Origin of the sequence: Xanthomonas sp. WHRI 6108 (genome assembly GCF_040202385.2) — a bacterium.
Taxonomy (GTDB): Bacteria; Pseudomonadota; Gammaproteobacteria; order Xanthomonadales; family Xanthomonadaceae; genus Xanthomonas; species Xanthomonas arboricola.
In genome coordinates this window covers 3,031,584-3,049,474 of sequence record NZ_CP168198.1, presented here as the reverse complement: position 1 = coordinate 3,049,474, position 17,891 = coordinate 3,031,584, and the positions used below count along the sequence as shown (strand labels likewise).

Below are 17,891 nucleotides of genomic sequence, written 5' to 3'. Positions count from 1 at the left end.
GCAAGCGTTTGGAGCACCTGCTGCACTGCGGTACCCTGTGCCGCTTTGCACCGCCCGAGCATCCGCTCCCAATGTCCACCGTCGAACCGAACGCCTACGACCCGCAGCAGGTCGAAACCTCCGCCCAGCAGTTCTGGGATGCCACCCACGCCTTCCAGGTCGACGAAACTTCGGACAAGCCGAAGTTCTATTGCCTGTCGATGCTGCCGTACCCGTCCGGTGCGCTGCACATGGGCCATGTGCGCAACTACACCATCTCCGATGTGGTCAGCCGCTACAAGCGCATGACCGGCCACAACGTGATGCAGCCGATGGGCTGGGACGCGTTCGGATTGCCGGCGGAAAACGCGGCGATCAAGAACAAGACCGCGCCGGCCAAGTGGACCTACGCCAACATCGACCACATGCGCGGCCAGCTCAAATCGCTGGGCTATGCGATCGACTGGTCGCGCGAGTTCGCCACCTGTACGCCCGAGTACTACGTGCACGAGCAGCGCATGTTCACCCGGCTGATGCGCAAGGGCCTGGCCTATCGCCGCAACGCGGTGGTGAACTGGGACCCGATCGATCAGACCGTGCTTGCTAACGAGCAGGTCATCGACGGCCGCGGCTGGCGCTCCGGCGCGCTGGTGGAAAAACGCGAGATCCCGCAGTGGTTCCTGCGTATCACCGACTACGCGCAGGAACTGCTCGACGGCCTGGACCAGCTGGACGGCTGGCCGGATTCGGTCAAGACCATGCAGCGCAACTGGATCGGCCGCTCGGAAGGGCTGGAGATCCAGTTCGACGTGCGCGACACCGATGGCGCTGCACTGGACCCGCTGCGCGTGTTCACCACCCGCCCGGACACGCTGATGGGTGTGACCTTCGTGTCGATCGCCGCCGAGCATCCGCTGGCGTTGCATGCGGCCAAATCCAACCCGGAACTGGCCGCGCTGCTGGAAACGCTCAAGCACGGCGGCGTTTCCGAAGCCGAGCTGGAAACCCAGGAAAAACGCGGCATGGCCACCGGCCTGACCGCGGTGCATCCGATCAGCGGCGAGCAGGTGCCGGTGTGGGTGGCCAACTTCGTGCTGATGGGCTACGGCACCGGCGCGGTGATGGCGGTGCCCGGCCACGACCAGCGCGATTTCGAATTCGCCAACAAGTACAAGCTGCCGATCGTGCAGGTGGTCAAGCTGCGCGAGCCGCGCAACGACGACGAGCAGAGCTGGGACGCCAGCCAGTGGCGCGACTGGTACACCGACAAGAGCCGCCCGCTGGAGCTGATCAATTCGGCCGAGTTCGACGGCCTGGATTTCGGCGGCGCCTTCGAGGCACTGGCCGAGCGTTTCGAGCGCAAGGGCCAGGGCCAGCGCCGTGTCAATTACCGCCTGCGCGACTGGGGCGTCAGCCGCCAGCGCTATTGGGGCTGCCCGATCCCGGTGATCTATTGCGCCAAGTGCGGCGCGGTGCCGGTGCCGGAAGACCAGTTGCCGGTGGTGCTGCCGGAGAACGTGGAATTTGCCGGCACCGGTTCGCCGATCAAGACCGACCCGACCTGGCGCCAGACCACCTGCCCGGATTGCGGCGGCCCGGCCGAGCGCGAGACCGACACCTTCGACACCTTCATGGAGTCGAGCTGGTACGTGGCGCGCTACACCAGCCCCAACGCACGCGACATGGTCGATCGCCGCGCCAACTACTGGATGCCGGCCGACCTGTACGTGGGCGGCATCGAGCACGCGATCCTGCACCTGATGTACTTCCGCTTCTATCACAAGCTCATGCGCGACGCGCGGCTGGTGGACAGCGACGAGCCGGTGACCAACCTGCTCACCCAGGGCATGGTCATCGCCGACACCTTCTATCGCGATGCCGATAACGGCGGCAAGGACTGGATCAATCCGGCCGACGTGGAGATCCAGCGCGACGAGCGCGGCCGCGTCACCGGCGCGGTGCTGATCGCCGATGGCCAGCCGGTGCACATCGGCGGCACCGAGAAGATGTCCAAGTCCAAGAACAACGGCGTGGACCCGCAGTCGATGGTGGCCAAGTACGGCGCCGACACGGTGCGGCTGTTCTCGATGTTCGCCGCTCCGCCGGAGCAGTCGCTGGAATGGAACGAGGCCGGCGTCGATGGCATGGCGCGCTTCATGCGCCGGCTGTGGGTGCAGGTGCACAAGCATGTGGGCGACGGCGCTGCCGCCGCACTGGACGCCGCCGCACTGAGCGCCGAGCAGAAGGCGATCCGCCGCAAGACCCACGAAACCATCGGCAAGGTCAGCGACGACTACGGCCGCCGCCACAGCTTCAACACCGCGATCGCCGCTGTGATGGAACTGTCCAACGCGCTGGCCAAGTTCGACGATGCCAGTGCGCAGGGCCGGGCGGTGCGCCAGGAAGCCCTGGAGGCGATGGTGCTGCTGCTCAACCCGATCACCCCGCACGCCAGCCACACCCTGTGGCAGGTGCTGGGCCACGGCGAGACGCTGCTGGAAGATGTCGCGTTTCCGCAGGTCGATGCCGCCGCGCTGGTGCGCGACGCGCTGACCCTGGCGGTGCAGGTCAACGGCAAGTTGCGCGGCACCATCGAGGTGGCCGCCGATGTTGGACGCGAGCAGATCGAAGCGCTGGCCCAGGCCGAGCCGAACGCGGCCAAGTTCCTGGAAGGGCTGAGCGTGCGCAAGATCATCATCGTGCCCGGCAAGATCGTGAATATCGTGGCGGGCTGATCGTTGCCACGCCGGTCCGTGCAGTGTCGCGGACCGGCGTTGCGACGCGCAGGTAAGATTGCCGCAGTGGCATGTGGTCATTCATTTCACCGGCGCGTGGCGACGCGTTTGTCATTCCCGGGCGCCGCGTTTTTCGCGGCGCCCTCTCAAGCCCCGTTCACGCGGTGTCGGGCAGGCTAGCCGCCTGTTGCCGCCGCCGGGGCGCTCATCCAGACTGTGCCCATGATTCGATTTCCTACTGCCTTCGCTGCGTCCCTCGTGCTGGTCTCGAGCCTCACCGCCTGCGGCTTCCATCTGCGCAACTCGCTGGCGCTGCCGCCGGACACGCCTGCGGTGAAGGTGCAGTCCGCGGTGCAGTACAGCGAGCTGGCCAAGTTGCTGCGGCGTGGCCTCAAGGCCGCCGGCGCCACCCTGGCCGACGAAGATGCCAAGACCGGCTTTGCGCAGGTGCAGGTGTTGTCCGAGCGCTGGGGCGATCTGCCGATCGCCATCGACAGCCAGGGCCGCGCGCAGGAATACAGCCTGCGCTATGCGGCCATCTTCACCGTCACCACCGCCAACGGCTCGGTACTGGTACCGCAGCAGGTGATCGAGCTGTCGCGCGACTACGTGTCGCCACCGGTGGATGCCACCGGCACTGCGACCGAGCGCGAGATCCTCGCCAACGAACTGCGTAAGGACATGTCGGCCTCGATCCTGCGTCGCATCGACAGCGTCGTGCGCGCGCGTGTGGAGCGCGGCGAGACGCTGGAAAGCACGCCCAGCGCGCCGCTGCAGCCAGCCACCACACCGCCGGTGCAGCCGTCCACGCCAGAATCGAGCGTGCCGGCCTCGCTGCCGCCCGCGTCTTCGTCGAATAACTGAGCAGTTGGTGATCGTCCCGTCCGCGCATCTGCCGGGCAACCGCGCACGGTGTGCGGAATTGGCTTGCGCCAGGCGCATGTCGCGCTTGCTGCGCGGTGAGCATGCCCCGACGATCGCTGCCGACGCCGTCTTGTGCGTGATGGTGCAGTGGCGCGTGCCTTCGTAGTGATGGAACTTACCTAGTCATGGAACTTCGCCCAGAACAGCTCGCCGGCCAGTCCAATCAGCCGCTGCAGCCGGTCTACCTGATCGCCGGTCCGGAGACCTTGCGCGTGCTGGAGGCGGCCGATGCGGTGCGCGCACGCGCGCGCGCCGAAGGCATCAGCGAGCGCGAGGTCTTCGATGCCGATGGCCGGGAGTTCGACTGGAACCAGCTGGATGCGACCTTCAACGCGCCCAGCCTGTTCAGTCCGCGCCGGCTGGTGGAAGTGCGCCTGCCCAGTGGCAAGCCGGGCAAGGACGGCGCCGAGGTCATCACCCGCTTCTGCGCCAACCCGCCGCCGGATGTGGTGCTGTTGATCACCGCCAACGACTGGAGCAAGGCGCACCAGGGCAAATGGGCCGATGCGATCGGCCGCATCGGCACCATTTCGGTGGCCTGGGCGATCAAGCCGCACGAGCTGTCGGACTGGATCGAGCGCCGCCTGCGCAGCCACGGCCTGCGTGCCGATGCTGCGGCGGTGCAGCGCCTGAGCGAGCGGGTGGAAGGCAACCTGCTGGCCGCCGCGCAGGAAATCGACAAACTGGTGTTGCTGGCCGATGGCAAGGTGCTGGACCTGGAGGCGATGGAGTCGCTGGTCGCCGATGCCGCGCGCTACGACGTGTTCCGCCTGGCCGAAACCACGTTCTCCGGGCAGCCGGCCGCAGCGGTCCGCATGCTCGCCGGCCTGCGCGCCGAAGGCGAGGCGGTGGCCGCGCTGATGCCGATCCTGATCAAGGAACTGCTGCGCACCGCGTCCTTGGCCAAGGTGCAGGCCAACGGCGGCAACCTCGCTGCCGAAATGAAGGCGCAGGGCCTGTGGGAATCACGCCAGGCGCCGTTCAAGCGCGCGCTGCAACGGCACCCCGAACCACGCCGCTGGGAGCGCTTCGTCGCCGAAGCCTCGCGGGTCGACCGCATGGCCAAGGGCCGCGCCGACGGCGACCCCTGGGTCGGCCTGGAACGCCTGCTGGTGGCCGTGGCCGAATCCCGCGCGGTGAGATTGCTGGCGTGAAGGCCGGCGATGCCGCCAACGGCGACGCGCGACCCGCCTCCCCACGCAGCGCAACCTCCGACCAGGCCGCAGCTGCGGCCCCTACCTCTCTGCCCACCGACTCCCACCCGGCAGCGCCGAACCCACGCTCTTCCGATTCCCGAATCCCGATTCCCCAATCCCAGCTCCACCTGTACTACGGCGGCACCTTCGATCCTGTCCACCTGGGCCACCTCGCCATCGCCTGCGCCGCGCGCGACGAACTGGGCGCGTTGGTGCACCTGGTACCGGCCGCTGATCCGCCGCACCGTCCCGCACCCGGCGCCACCGCAGCGCAGCGCGCGCGCATGCTGGAGCTGGCGCTGGCCGACACCCCCGGGCTGGCGCTGGACAGCCGCGAGCTGCAACGCGCCAGTCGCGACCATGCGCCGTCCTACACCGTCGATACCTTGCGCACGCTGCGCGCCGAGCTCGGCCCCACGATACCGATCGCCTGGCTGCTCGGTGCCGATGCCTTCGTCGGACTGAGCAGCTGGCATCAGTGGGAAGATTTGTTCGAACTGGCGCATTTCGTCATTGCCGCGCGTCCGGGCACGCCGCTGGACCTGGCCGCCGCGCCGCAGCTCGCCGCGGCAGTGCAGGGCCGCTGGGCCGCCAAGGCGGGCGAGCTGGGCATCTCGCCCGCAGGCCGCCTGTGGTCGCTGCAGCAGCCGTTGCGCGGCGAATCGGCCAGCGCGGTGCGCTCGCGCATCGCCGGCGGCGGCGACTGGCAGGCGCTGCTGCCGGCGTCGGTGGCGGCATTTATCGCGCACGAAGGCCTCTACGGCTGCGCCCAGCCGACTAGCTGAACACGCAGCCGGCCGGACCGGCCTATAATTCGCGCCAATTCCATCGAGTTGCCCGCTTTGACCACCCAAGCCCAAGTCATCAAGACCTCCATCCCGAATCCGCCGCCGTCCGTGCCGGCCCTGCTGGCCACCGTGCGCGAGGCCGTGGAGGAGCTGAAAGCCAAGGACGTGGTCGAGATCGATGTGCGCGGCAAGTCCAGCGTCTGCGATTACATGGTGGTCGCTTCGGGTACCTCGACCCGCCATGTGAAGTCGATCGCCGAAGAAGTGGTCAAGTTCGCCAAGCGCCTGGATGTGATGCCGCTGGGCGTGGAAGGCGAGCGCGAGGCCGAGTGGGTGCTGGTGGACCTGGGCGACGTGGTGGTGCATGTGATGCTGCCGCGCGTGCGCGAGTTCTACGCGCTGGAACGTCTGTGGACGGTGGGCGACCAGCGTCCGGACGATGCGGAAGCCGATCCCGAAGAGTGAGTGAGCCGGGCATGCCACGCAATGCCCGACTCCCGACCGATGCGCCTGCCTCGCAGGCGCTGCAACAGCTGCACAGCCAGGGCGCACACGCCTCCGGCGCGCCGCTGTCGCCGGCACGCAAGCGCTTCGACCGATTGCTGCGCGACCTGGAACGGCATCGTGCCGACCTGCAGGCCTGGCAGCTTGCACTGTCGCAGTGGCGCGAGCGTTACCACGCCGAATTGCAGCCCTTGCTCGACCACCGCCGCGCGGCCGACCTCGCCCTGGTCGAAGAGCTCGACCGTGCGTATGCCACGTTCAAACTGGGCAAGGCCGACCGCGCCTTCCTGTCCGAGTTGCTGTGCGATATCGCCGCCCCGCTGATCGAGGCCGGCCACGCGTCACTGCGCCCGATCTACGATCGCCACAGCGCAGCCGGTTACGACCAGGAAGTCGCCGAATCCGATGCGCTGATGAAGCAGATCCTCGGCCAGGCCTACGGGCTGGATGCCGACGAGCTGGATGGCATCGATTCGCCCGAACAGCTCTACGAGCGCGTCAGCGAGCGCCTGCAGCAGGAGCGTGCGCAGCAACAGCAACGCCACACGCAACGGCGCAAGCGTGCCGAGCACAAGGCAGTTGGGGAGAATGTCGAGCCGCCTCCGTTGCGCGAGCTGTATCGCAAGCTGGCCGGCAATCTGCATCCGGACCGCGCCAAGGGCGCCGACGACCACGCCGCGCGCACCATCCTGATGCAGCGGCTCAACGCGGCCTACAAGGCCGGTGATCTGCTGGGTCTGCTCGAACTGCAGGCCGAGATCGGCCTGATGGACGCCCAAGGCGTGGATGCGATGAGCGCCGCGCGCCTGCAGGACTACAACCGCGAACTGGATCGGCAGTGCAGGCAGCTGCAACAGCAGGTGCAGCAGCAGTCGGACGACTTTTGCGCCGAGTACGGGTTGGAGCTGCCGTCGCGCCCCAAGCCGGAGCGACTGGGCCGTTTGATGGCCCAACTCAAGCGCGAGGTCGAAGACGACCTGCTGGACGCGCGCCGTGGCCTGCGCGAGCTGGAAGACCCGCAATCGTTCAAGCGCTGGTTGAAGCGGCAGCGCGCCATGGCGGGCGCGCCCGACGCGCCCTGGTTCTGATCCCGGCCTTTATGGTGGTTGTCGGCTTGCACATCCGCCACCGCGGCTGCGCGCGCGCGGCGCGCAGCCTTGGCTGGACACACTGCCCGCCCTGCAATCGGGGCGCGTGCATGCGTGGCGTTGTGCCGGCGGCCGGAGCGACGCTGCCGAACGGAGGCCGGTCCGTTCGGCAGCGCTGGCCGTTGCCCTGTGCCTAAGACAGCCAGCTCAGGGCCGCAGGCTCACAACGGCCCGCGCTCCCACGGGCCGGTGATCGCCAGCGTGATGCCCGGGGTCTGGATGTTGACGAACAGGGTGCGCGCCAGCGGATCCCAACAGGCCCCGCAGAACTCGGTATCGCGGTAGTCGCCCTCGGCAATGGTCTTGCCGGCATCGGCGATCTGCTGCGAGGTGAGCTGCACATTGTTCTTGGCCAGATAGAACGATTCGCCGCCGCGGGTCAGCCCGAGCAGCCGCGCGCCGGGGCCGTATTCGTCCGGGCTTTCGCCGCCGTCTTCGCACAGCACCACGCCGCCGCGCGCGCTGACGGTGACATTGTCCGGGTTGTGCGCGGCCAGCTGATTGCCGCTGACGAACAGGGCGCTCAGGCGCTGGGTGAACAGGTCCAGCACCCACACCGCGCCGTTGCCGTAGCCGCGCCGGCCCTGCGCATCCACGCCGGTGCTGGTGTCGACGATGAAGAGCTTGCCGTAGCTGTACCAGATGCCTTCGCCACGGCTCATGCGCAGCGCACCGTCTGCCCAGGCCTGCGCAAACGGCCCGCTCAGGGTGTCGTTGGCGCCGATGTCGGCAAAGCCGGCCGGCGCGGCGATGCTGTCCAGATCCGGCTCTTCGATGTCCACCCATTCCAGCTGGAACTGCTGGCCGATGCTGGCGACGGTGAGATCGGCATTGCGCCGCCCGCGCACGCGTGCGGCCTGCAGCCGGCCACCGTTTTCCAGCGAGCCATTGCGCCCACGGCGGTCGTTGGGAATGAAGCGGTACAGCCCGGCCTTGTTGCGGTCGTCCTCGGTGAGATAGACGATGCCGGTGCGCGGATCGATCGCCACCGCCTCGTGGCTGAAGCGGCCCAGCCCGACCAGCGGGCGGCCGGTGGTGCGCTGGCTGTCCGGGTCCACTTCGAACACATAGCCGTGCTTGCGGCCGGTGCTGGATACCGCGTTGGTCTTGATCTCCTCGCAGCTCAGCCAGGTGCCCCACGGGGTCGGGCCGCCGGCGCAGTTGACCAGGGTGCCGCCCAGGCTGGGCTCCAGGCTGCCCCAGCCGCGGCGGCCGTAACTCAGCGTGGTGGTGCCGCCGCCGGCGGATTGGGTGCCGCTGACGATGCCGGTGTCGTACATCGCCGGCGCGCGGAACGGCGTGGTCGCACCGCGTTCGTGGTTGCGGATCAGCACGTATTCCAGGCCGCGCAGCGGATCGCTGCCCGGACGCCAGTCGGGCCGACGCAGGCCGACCACGGCCATGCCGTCATGGCGGTCGGGGCAGGGCTGGCCATCGTCCATGCGGTCGCCGCTCCAGCCGAACGAGCGGTAGCTGAAACCGCGCGGCAGCTGCAGCAGCGGCAGTCCGGTGCTCTGGTCGGCGACCGGCGCGAGCGGGCCGTACCGGCTGGGCACCGGGGCAAGTTGCAGCGGCGGCGAGGAACTGTTGGCGGCCTGGGCCTGGCGCGACTGCAGCGCACTCAAACTGCCTAGCGCACCGGCGGCCATCACGGCAGCGCTGCCCTTGAGCACCTGGCGGCGGGCGGGATCGAAAATCGGCATCGAACGACTCCTGCGGGCTGGGTAGTGCGCCGACCCTAGAAGCCCGCTGTAACCGCACCATGACACCGCTGTGATCGCCCCGGTTCCGATGCCCAAGCTGTGACGCGGATATCATGTGGTCATGAAATGCCGACTTATCGCTACCGGCGAGCGCGCACCGGCCTGGGTGGCGCAGGGCTTTGCCGAATATCAGAAACGTCTCTCGCACTGGATGCCGCTGGAGCTGGTCGAGATCGAACCCGGCCTGCGTGGCAAGGGCCGCGATGCACAACGCGCCATCGACGACGAAGGCCGCCGTGTGCTCGCCGCGCTGCCCAAGAACGCCTACGTGGTTGCGCTGGATATCCCGGGCCGCCCGCTCAGTTCGGAACAGCTGGCCCAGCGCATGGAGCACTGGCGCGGGCAGGGCCGCGATCTGGCGTTTCTGATCGGCGGCCCCGAAGGCCACGCCGCCGAGGTGCTGAAAACCGCCAGCGAAAGCTGGTCGATCGGCCCGCTGACCCTGCCGCACATGCTGGTGCGCCTGATCGTCGCCGAGCAGCTGTACCGCGCTGCGGCGATGCTGGCTAATCATCCGTACCACCGCGCCTAAGCGGCATGCGCAAGGGCAGTATGCCGCGCGTAGCCGCTGCGCTTTCGAGATGGATGTGCGGGCGAGTAGCCGGGCGTACCCTCAACCCGATCTGCGAGACCGCACGTCGTCGCGTGCACGCAAGGCGCACTGCGACGATGCGCATGCAACAGCTGAAACCGTGGTCTTGCAGCAGCCGGCTGCGCAACGCCGGACCATGCGGCGACCGGGCATCCGGGTCGCCGCAGGTGATGACGCATCAGTTCAACGAAAAACTCACCGGCACCAGGCCGTAGGCCTGCACGGCCTGGCCGTTCTGCATCGCCGGCTGGAAGCGCCAGTTGCGTAGCACCTGGCTACGCGCCGCCAGATCGAGTGCGCGATGACCGCTGCTGGTCTGCACGCTCACCTCGGCCGGGCGCCCATCGGTGCCGACCAACACGCGCAGCAGCACCGTGCCCTGCTGCCCGGCACGCAGTGCCGCCACCGGGTAACTCGGCGCCGGTGAGCTCAGGTACTGCAACTGGCCTGCCTCGACCGGGCCGCTGGGCGCGGCAATCGCCGGCGCGCTGTCAGACACCGCCTCCGAGACCGCAGGTAAGGTGAACGTTGCGTTGTCGACCACCGCTGGCTCACTGATCACCGGGGTCTGCACCTGCACCGGTACCGTGGTCGGCGATGTATGCGTTGCCTTCGGCTTGAACTTCACCTCGATCGGAAACACCGGTGGCGGCGGCGTCTCGATGGTGATGGGCATGACCCAGCGTTCTTTCGGTGTGGGCTGCTGCGGAACCGCCCGGTACGAGAGCGGTATCAACAACAACCCGCCGGCGAGCAGATGCAAGGCCACCGCCGTGCTCATCGCCAGAACGCGCGAGGTGTCGATGCCGGTGGATCGGGAAGAAACCTGCGATTGCGTGCGAACCATCATCCACCTCCTCAACGGAACTGCGGAAAGGACCAGCGCGACCCGGACGCACTACACCATCCGGTAGCGTAGGTTTACCGCGAGCCTTGCGCGGGCACAAGCGATTTCGACGCGCTGGAGGTCGGCTGGTCGATTCGCCCCGGTCGCATCGATCCGCACACATTTGGCACGCCTGACTCGTGCCGGAAGCGGGGCGGGTGCCATCGCAAGGCGAGGCAACACAACTTTTGGCTTGCCCATAAAAAACTGCCCTCGAGGAGGGCAGTCTGGAAAGCAAACCGAATGCGGTTGCGGTCAGGTCAACGGCCCAACTCGAACGTCACGTCCAGGTTGATCGACAAGGTGCTCTCGCCCGGGGCGACCTGCGTGTCCATCTCGGACTTGGCCGAGCGCATCGAGGCGGCCATCATCATCGGACGCACGCCGCCGCCACTGCGGCCTTCGGAGATGCTGACGATGCGGCGCACCTTCAGGCCCAGCGACTTGGCATAGGTGTCGGCGCGGGCCTGGGCCTTCTTCAGCGCGGCCACGCGGGCCTCGTCGTAGGCCGGTTCGGGCTGGTCGACCGAGAAGCTGGGGCCGTTGATGTCGTTTGCGCCCTGGGCGACCAATGCATCCAGCACCTTGCCGAGGCGCGAGATGTCGCGGACCTTGAGGCTGACCGTGTTGCTGGCCTGGTAGCCGTTGATCTTGGGCGCCTCGTTTTCCTTGTAGGTGTACTGCGGGCTGAGGTTGATGCCGGTGGTCTGCACGTCCTTGTCGGCGATGCCGGCGGCCTTGATCGCGGCCATGACCTTGCTCATCTGTTCGGCGTTCTGGCGCATGGCGGCGTTGCCGTCGGCGGCCTGGGTGACCACGCCGGCCGACAGCGTGGCGATGTCCGGTATGCGCTTGGCGTCCGCCTCGGCCGACACGTTGAGCAGGGTGCCGTCGTTGGGAATGGTGTAGCTCGGAGCGGTCTGGGCGTGGGCGGTCATGGCGGTTCCGGCAGCGATGGACAGGGCCAGCAACAACGGTTTGAGGGTGGTACGCATGAGATCTCCTTGTCTGTAGGGGAAGCGTGTTGCCGGTTCGATGAACATGTTGTGAGTCGAACGCGACCACTGCCGCCCGGATCGGCAAGCGGGCGGGGAGGGGCAACAGGTATGCTGGACGGATGCTCTATCTCGCCTCCCGGTCGCCGCGCCGGCAAGAACTGCTGCAACGCTTGGATGTGCCTTTCCAGACCCTGCAACTGGACGTGCCCGAACTGCGCGCGCCTGACGAATCGCCTGCGCAATACGTGCAGCGCGTGGCGCTGGACAAGGCGCGTGCCGGCCTGGCGCAGGTGCAGGCCAGCGACCCCGATGCGATCGTGCTCGGCTCCGATACCGAGGTGGTGCTGGGCGAACGGGTATTCGGCAAGCCGGCCGATGCGGATGATGCGATCGCCATGCTGAGCCTGCTGTCCGGGCGTACCCACCAAGTGCTCACGGCCGTGGTTCTAGTCTGCGCGCAACGCGCCCCGGTGCAGGCGCTGGTGGTGTCGGAGGTGACCTTCGCGCCACTCGATGCTGCGCAGATCGCCGCGTACGTGGCGTGCGGCGAGCCGATGGGCAAGGCCGGCGCGTATGCGATCCAAGGCCGCGCCGAACGTTTTATCAGCCATCTGGCCGGCAGCTATTCCGGCGTGATGGGATTGCCGCTGTTTCACACCTCGCAGTTGCTCACAGCCCTCGGAGCGCATTGATGTCGGAAGAGATCTTGGTCAACGTCACCCCGCGCGAAACCCGCGTCGCGGTGATCGAGAACGGCATGCTGCAGGAGCTGCATATCGAGCGCGGCTGGCGCCGGGGCGTGGTCGGCAATATCTACAAGGGCAAGGTGCAACGGGTGATGCCGGGCATGCAGGCGGCATTTGTCGAGCTGGGCCTGGAGCGCGCCGCGTTCCTGCACGCCAACGACGTGGTGCGCCCGGCGCCGGCACCGGCCAGCGTGGTCGATACCGAAGAGACCCCGATCCCGCCACCGCCGGCGGCCGCGGTGCCGATCGTGGAACTGCTGCGCGACGGGCAGGAGATCGTGGTGCAGGTGGTCAAGGACCCGATCGGCACCAAGGGCGCGCGGCTGACCACGCAGATCAGCATTCCTTCGCGCTACCTGGTGCTGCTGCCGCAATCCAAGATCGTCGGGGTGTCGGCGCGGATCGAGGACGAGGCCGAGCGGCTGCGCCTGAAGACCATCGTCAGCGAGGTCTCGGCCCAGCACGGCGGCTTTGGCTACATCATCCGCACCAACGCCGAAGGCCAGCCGGCCGAGGCGCTGGCCGAGGACATCGCCTACCTGTCGCGGGTCTGGAACGTGGTCGAGCGGCGCGGCCGCGAGGCGCCGCCGTGCAGCATCATCTACGAAGACCTGAGCCTGCCGTTGCGTGCGGTGCGCGATCTGATCCGCCGCGACGTGGAAAAGGTCAAGGTCGACTCCAACGAGACCTTCGTGCAGTTGCAGGCCTTCGTGGCCAAGTACATGCCGGTGCTGGCCGAGCGACTGGAGCTGTATACCGGCGACCGGCCGATCTTCGACCTGTACGGGGTCGAGGACGAGATCGGGCGCGCGCTGAACAAGCAGGTGCCGCTCAAGTCCGGCGGCTACCTGGTGATCGACCAGACCGAGGCGATGACCACCATCGACGTCAACACCGGTTCGTTCGTCGGCCAGCGCAATCTCGAGGAAACCGTATTCCGCACCAACCTGGAGGCCGCGCAGGCGGTGGCGCGGCAGCTGCGGCTGCGCAACCTGGGCGGCATCATCATCATCGACTTCATCGACATGGACGATGCCGAGCACCGCCGCCAGGTGCTGCGCACGCTGGAGAAAGCGCTGGCGCGCGATCACGCCAAGACCACCGTGTACGAATTCTCGCCGCTGGGCCTGGTCGAGATGACCCGCAAGCGCACCGTCGAGAGCCTGGAGCGGCAGCTGTCGGAAACCTGCGGCCAGTGCAGCGGGCGCGGCACCATCAAGACCGCCGAAACGGTGACCTACGAGATCTTCCGCGAGATCACCCGCGCGGTGCGCCAGTTCGATGCGGCGCGGCTGCTGGTGATCGCCTCGTCGAAGGTGGTCGCCCGCATCACCGACGAAGAGTCGGCCGCGGTGGCCGAGCTCGAGGAATTCCTCGGCAAGAGCATCCGCTTCCAGTCCGACGACCAGTATCTGCAGGAGCAGTTCGATGTGGTGCTGCTGTGAGTCCGGGATTGGAGAGTCGGGATTCGGGATTGGTCAACGCCGGCTCTGGTAGCGTGGCTTGGTCCGATAATGGCGCTTGACGGCACCGTGCGCGGCTTTGCTTTGACCAATCCCCAATCTCCAATGCCCAATCCCCGCCCCTGATGCCCACCCCGCTGCGCCGCCGTCTCCGTCTGTTTCGCCGCTATGCGATCACTGCCACCGCGCTTGCGCTGGTGGCGATCGCGTTGCTGGTGGGTGCGGCCAGCCAGGCGTTGCCGTTGGCCGAGCAGCGGCCGCAGCAGATCGCCGCATGGCTGAGCGAGCGCGCCGGCCAGCCGATCGCGTTCGATCGCCTGCAGACCGAATGGACCCGGCGCGGCCCGTTGCTGCGGCTGGATGGCTTGCGGATCGGCCCGCATGGCGAGGTGCGTGTGGGCCAAGCCGAAATCCTGCTGGCGATGTACGCCGGCCTGTTGCCCGGCCACTCGCTGACCGAGGTGCGTCTGCGTGGCCTGGCGCTGACGCTGCAACGTAGCGACGATGGCGTGTGGTCGGTGCAGGGTCTGCCGGCCGGGCGGCGTTCGGACCCGCTGGAAGCGTTGCGCCGGCTCGGCGAGATCCAGGTGGCCGAGGCGCGCCTGCGCGTGGCCGCGCCGTCGATCGGCGTGGACACCACGCTGCCGCGCATCGACCTGCGCCTGCGCGTCAACGGCTCGACGGTGAAGGTCGGCAGCCGCGCCTGGATCGACCTGCAGCGCGCACCGCTGACCACGGTGATCGCGTTCGATCGCGACAGCGGCGACGGCAGCGCCTATGCACAAGCCGACCCGGCCGATCTGGCCGCCTGGGCGGCGTTGCTGCAGTTCGGCGGCATGCGCGTGGACGGCGGCGGCGGACGCCTGCAGGCCTGGGCGCAGTTGCGCGCGCGCCGGATCACCGCAGTCACCGTGGATGCCGATCTGCAACAGCTGCGATTGTCCGGCGCGGCATTGCCCGAGCAGACCGCACGCCGCACGTTGGTGTGGGAGCGGCTGCAGGCGCGCGCGCGCTGGCAGACCATCGACGGCGGCTGGCGCATGGATGCGCCGCTGCTGCGCTTGGGCCAGGCGGCCAGGCTGCAGCGGCTGGACGGGCTGAGCGTTGCCGGCGGGCGCCGTTATGCGGTGGTGGGCAACCACCTCGATGTCTCGGGCCTGATCGCGGCGGCCGCCTTGAGCGAGCAACTGTCGCCTGGCCTGCGGCGCTGGCTGAGCCTGTCACGGCCGCAGTTGCGCCTGGCCGATCTGCAGATCGCCGGCGAGCAGGGCGGAGCGGTGCGCGCGCAGGGCCGGATCGAGGAACTGGGCTTTTTGCCGGTGGGCAACGCGCCGGGCATCAGCGGCCTGCGCGGCCGGATCGATGGCGACGCGCAGGCAATCCAGCTCGACCCCGCAGCGGATGCCACGCTGCGCTTCGACTGGCCGACCGGTTTCGGGGTGGTGCACGAGCTGCAGCTGGCCGGCAGCATCGTGGGCTGGCGCGACGGCGCCGGCTGGCAGGTCGCCACGCCGGCGTTGCGCGTGCAGGCCAAGGACTATGGCGCCAGCGTGCGCGGCGGGCTGTGGTTCCAGAACGATGGCAGCCGCCCGCGCATCCAGCTGGCCACGCAACTGGACGATGTCGCCTTGCCGGTGGCGCGCAAGTTCTGGATCCGCTCCAAGATGAGCAAGGCGGCCATCGACTGGCTGGACACGGCGGTTGCCGGTGGCGTGATCACCGGCGGCACCGGCCTGGTCAGCGGCGATCTGGACGACTGGCCGTTCGACAACAACGACGGCCGGTTCGAGGCCTTTGGCCAGATCCGCGACGGCGTGATCCCGTTCAATCCGGACTGGCCGGCGATGGAGCAGGTGCAGGCCGATCTGCGCTTCATCGGCAACGGATTTTCCCTGCAGGGCAAGGGCGAGCTGGCCGGCGCGCCGATCGCGTCGCTGGAGGCGGGCATTCCCAGCTTCGCCACCTCCGAGCTGTACGTGCGCGCCTCCACCCGGGCCGATGCCGCGCAGTTGCTGGGCATGCTGCGCAAGAGCCCGCTGGAGCAGCGCTATGGCGACACCTTGCGCAACCTCACAGTGTCCGGCCCGGCAACGGTGAGCTTCGACCTGCTGCGGCCCCTGCGCACCGGCGGTGTGGGCGGCCATCTGCAGGGCACGGTCGCGCTGCAGGGCGCCAGGCTGGGCGATGCACGCTGGAACCTGGCTTTCGACCAGGTCAGCGGACAGGCCGAGTACCGCGACAGCGGCTTTGCCGCCGAGCGCCTGAGCGTGCAGCACCAGGGCCGCATCGGCGAGTTGTCGTTGCGTGCCGGTGGCTTCGTGCAGGACCCCAAGCAGGCCTTCGAGGCGCGCTTTGGCGCTACCCTGGATGCGAAAGAGCTGTTCGACCGCGCACCGCAGATGGAATGGTTGCGCCCCTACGTGCATGGCAGCGCACCGTGGCAGGTGGGCGTGGACGTGCCGCTGACCTCGCCGGGGCAGGCCGACGCGCAGGCGTTGCTGACACTGCGCTCGCAGCTGGTCGGCATCACTTTGGATTTGCCTGCACCCTTGGACAAGGCGGCCACGCAGCCATTGGACACGCAGGTCAGGGTGGCCTTGCCGGTGGGCGATGGCGACATCGACGTGGCCTTCGGCAAGCTGGTTGCGCTCAAGGCCAACAGCCAGGGCAACCAGACCGGCGTGCGCGTGGTCATGGGCACCGACACGGTCACCGAGCGGCCGCCCGCCAACGGCCTGGTGGTCACCGGCCGCACTGCCTCGCTGGATGCGATCGACTGGATCAGCCTGGCGCGCGGCAGCAGCGAGCCGGACATGCCGCCGCTGCCGGGCCAGCCGGCAGCACCGAAACAGGACGCCGTGCCATTGCAGCAGGTCGATGTGCAGGCCGACCGGTTGCTGATGATCGGCGGCGTGTTCCCGCAGACGCGCCTGCGCCTGCGGCCGACCCGTGACGCGGTGGCGGTGACCCTGGACGGCCCGTCGCTGGCCGGCCAGCTCAGCGTGCCCAATGCCGATGGCGCCGCCGTGCAGGGCAAGCTGAGCACGGTGCACTGGCAGCCGGTGGCTGCACCGGCCGAGCCGGCCGTGCCCGAGCCGGGCGATCCGCTGGCCGGTGCCTTGCCGGAACCGGCGCGCCGCGCGGTGGCCGAGTTCGACCCGGTCTCGATCCCGCCGCTGTCGCTGGACGTCGACGACCTGCAGGTCGGCAAGATGACCCTGGGCGCGGCCACCCTGCGCAGCAGCCGGCTGACCGACGGCATGCAGGTGGACCAGCTGCAACTGCGCTCCAACGACCAGAACATCGGCCTGACCGGCGCCTGGCGCGGCAAGGGCGACTCCGCCAGCACCCGGCTGTCGGCACGGGTGGACAGCCGCAATCTCGGCAACCTGCTGCAGAACCTCACCCTGGGCGGCCAGCTGCGCGGCGGCGAAGGCCAGCTGGAACTCAATGCCGGCTGGCAGGGCTCGCCGACCGGGTTTGCGCTCGGTTCGCTGGATGGCGACCTCAAGATCGACGTGCGCAACGGCCAGCTGCTGGAAGTGGACCCCGGTGCCGGTCGCGTGCTCGGCCTGCTCAGCGTGGCGCAGTTGCCGCGCCGGCTGATGTTCGACTTCCGCGATTTCTTCTCCAAGGGGCTGGCCTTCAACAAGCTGGACGGCCAGGTGCGCTTCGGCGAGGGCTTCGCGCGCACCGATGCGATCCGCATCGAAGGCCCGGCCGCCGACATCGCCATCCGGGGGCAGACCGACCTGCGCGCGCAGACCTTCGACCAGACCGTGGACGTGAATCCCAAGGCCGGCAATCTGCTCACCGTGGTTGGCGCGGTGGCCGGCGGCCCGGTCGGGGCGGCGGTGGGCGCGGCCGCCAATGCGGTGCTCGGCAAACCGCTCGGGGCGATCGGCGCCAAGACCTATCACGTCACCGGGCCGTGGAAGGATCCGCAGGTGGACGTGGTGGAGCGCGAAGTGCGCGAGCGGGCGCCCGGCAAGCCGCCTGCAGAAGGCGCGCCCACCGCAACGCCAGGCACGCCCGGTAGGTCGCCACGCTGACGCGTCCGGTTGCGGGCGCGCTGGCGAGTGTTGCTGCTGAGTCGTCTCGGGCGCTCAGCCTTACGGCAAGTCGATCGAACGCGGCACGCGCGTCAGCGGGCACGTCCGGTGCGCCGA

At 68.5% G+C, this 17,891-nt stretch carries 13 protein-coding genes; 10 read left to right on the top strand and 3 right to left on the bottom strand.

The genetic code is table 11. The annotated features are described in order from the left end of the window. Positions 1-71: 71 nt before the first annotated feature. The 6 genes from leuS to ABQ039_RS12780 all read left to right on the top strand — a co-directional run bounded on the left by leuS (position 72) and on the right by ABQ039_RS12780 (position 7,214). Positions 72-2,714 carry a leucine--tRNA ligase gene (leuS, locus tag ABQ039_RS12805; protein WP_349778067.1) on the top strand — a complete coding sequence of 881 codons (2,643 nt, stop codon included), beginning with the start codon at positions 72-74 and terminating at the stop codon, positions 2,712-2,714. Positions 2,715-2,936: 222 nt separating this feature from the next. Then, entirely contained in the window at positions 2,937-3,578 is a 642-nt protein-coding gene (gene lptE, locus ABQ039_RS12800; protein WP_024939734.1) for an LPS assembly lipoprotein LptE, read from the top strand. Between the two features lie 185 nt (positions 3,579-3,763). Beyond that, on the top strand, positions 3,764-4,792 hold the full coding sequence (gene holA / locus ABQ039_RS12795) for a DNA polymerase III subunit delta (protein ID WP_024939733.1): 1,029 nt from the start codon (positions 3,764-3,766) through the stop codon (positions 4,790-4,792). After that, a complete protein-coding gene (gene nadD, locus ABQ039_RS12790; RefSeq protein ID WP_374057800.1) occupies positions 4,789-5,619 on the top strand; it encodes a nicotinate-nucleotide adenylyltransferase in 831 nt (276 codons plus the stop codon). Before holA ends, nadD begins: the two co-directional genes overlap by 4 nt. Before the next feature lie 57 nt (positions 5,620-5,676). Beyond that, entirely contained in the window at positions 5,677-6,087 is a 411-nt protein-coding gene (rsfS, locus tag ABQ039_RS12785; RefSeq protein ID WP_016903759.1) for a ribosome silencing factor, read from the top strand. 11 nt (positions 6,088-6,098) lie between these two features. Beyond that, positions 6,099-7,214: a J domain-containing protein gene (locus tag ABQ039_RS12780; protein ID WP_349778068.1), complete on the top strand. Its 1,116-nt coding sequence runs from the start codon at positions 6,099-6,101 to the stop codon at positions 7,212-7,214. 221 nt (positions 7,215-7,435) lie between these two features. On the opposite strand, the gene ABQ039_RS12775 is transcribed toward ABQ039_RS12780, so the two are convergent. Next, positions 7,436-8,977: an alkaline phosphatase PhoX gene (locus ABQ039_RS12775; RefSeq protein ID WP_104569794.1), complete on the bottom strand. Its 1,542-nt coding sequence runs from the start codon at positions 8,975-8,977 to the stop codon at positions 7,436-7,438. A 121-nt stretch (positions 8,978-9,098) separates the two neighbouring features. On the opposite strand from ABQ039_RS12775, the gene rlmH reads away from it, so the two are divergent. Further along, positions 9,099-9,569 carry a 23S rRNA (pseudouridine(1915)-N(3))-methyltransferase RlmH gene (gene rlmH, locus ABQ039_RS12770; protein WP_016903756.1) on the top strand — a complete coding sequence of 157 codons (471 nt, stop codon included), beginning with the start codon at positions 9,099-9,101 and terminating at the stop codon, positions 9,567-9,569. Between the two features lie 238 nt (positions 9,570-9,807). Here rlmH and ABQ039_RS12765 read toward each other — a convergent pair whose 3' ends face one another. Then, entirely contained in the window at positions 9,808-10,479 is a 672-nt protein-coding gene (locus ABQ039_RS12765; protein ID WP_349778069.1) for a TonB family protein, read from the bottom strand. A gap of 296 nt (positions 10,480-10,775) precedes the next feature. Next, positions 10,776-11,510 carry an SIMPL domain-containing protein gene (locus ABQ039_RS12760; RefSeq protein ID WP_349778070.1) on the bottom strand — a complete coding sequence of 245 codons (735 nt, stop codon included), beginning with the start codon at positions 11,508-11,510 and terminating at the stop codon, positions 10,776-10,778. A 122-nt stretch (positions 11,511-11,632) separates the two neighbouring features. Between ABQ039_RS12760 and ABQ039_RS12755 the strand changes: the two genes are divergently transcribed. From ABQ039_RS12755 to ABQ039_RS12745, 3 genes are all read left to right on the top strand, one after another. After that, a complete protein-coding gene (locus tag ABQ039_RS12755) occupies positions 11,633-12,205 on the top strand; it encodes a Maf-like protein (RefSeq protein ID WP_102256561.1) in 573 nt (190 codons plus the stop codon). Further along, positions 12,205-13,704, top strand: a complete 1,500-nt coding sequence (gene rng / locus ABQ039_RS12750; protein WP_016903751.1) for a ribonuclease G — start codon at positions 12,205-12,207, stop codon at positions 13,702-13,704. Before ABQ039_RS12755 ends, rng begins: the two co-directional genes overlap by 1 nt. A 143-nt stretch (positions 13,705-13,847) precedes the next feature. Further along, positions 13,848-17,774, top strand: coding sequence for a YhdP family protein (locus tag ABQ039_RS12745; RefSeq protein ID WP_349778071.1), 3,927 nt, complete (start codon positions 13,848-13,850; stop codon positions 17,772-17,774). Positions 17,775-17,891 lie beyond the last annotated feature (117 nt).

Bases quoted from the DNA above. Each gene is read 5' to 3' on its own strand.
- leuS (WP_349778067.1), top strand. From the start codon at position 72: ATGTCCACCGTCGAACCGAACGCCTACGACCCGCAGCAGGTCGAAACC.
- lptE (WP_024939734.1), top strand. From the start codon at position 2,937: ATGATTCGATTTCCTACTGCCTTCGCTGCGTCCCTCGTGCTGGTCTCG.
- holA (WP_024939733.1), top strand. From the start codon at position 3,764: ATGGAACTTCGCCCAGAACAGCTCGCCGGCCAGTCCAATCAGCCGCTG.
- ABQ039_RS12780 (WP_349778068.1), top strand. From the start codon at position 6,099: ATGCCACGCAATGCCCGACTCCCGACCGATGCGCCTGCCTCGCAGGCG.
- ABQ039_RS12775 (WP_104569794.1), bottom strand. From the start codon at position 8,977: ATGCCGATTTTCGATCCCGCCCGCCGCCAGGTGCTCAAGGGCAGCGCT.
- rlmH (WP_016903756.1), top strand. From the start codon at position 9,099: ATGAAATGCCGACTTATCGCTACCGGCGAGCGCGCACCGGCCTGGGTG.
- ABQ039_RS12765 (WP_349778069.1), bottom strand. From the start codon at position 10,479: ATGATGGTTCGCACGCAATCGCAGGTTTCTTCCCGATCCACCGGCATC.
- ABQ039_RS12760 (WP_349778070.1), bottom strand. From the start codon at position 11,510: ATGCGTACCACCCTCAAACCGTTGTTGCTGGCCCTGTCCATCGCTGCC.
- ABQ039_RS12755 (WP_102256561.1), top strand. From the start codon at position 11,633: ATGCTCTATCTCGCCTCCCGGTCGCCGCGCCGGCAAGAACTGCTGCAA.
- rng (WP_016903751.1), top strand. From the start codon at position 12,205: ATGTCGGAAGAGATCTTGGTCAACGTCACCCCGCGCGAAACCCGCGTC.
- ABQ039_RS12745 (WP_349778071.1), top strand. From the start codon at position 13,848: ATGCCCACCCCGCTGCGCCGCCGTCTCCGTCTGTTTCGCCGCTATGCG.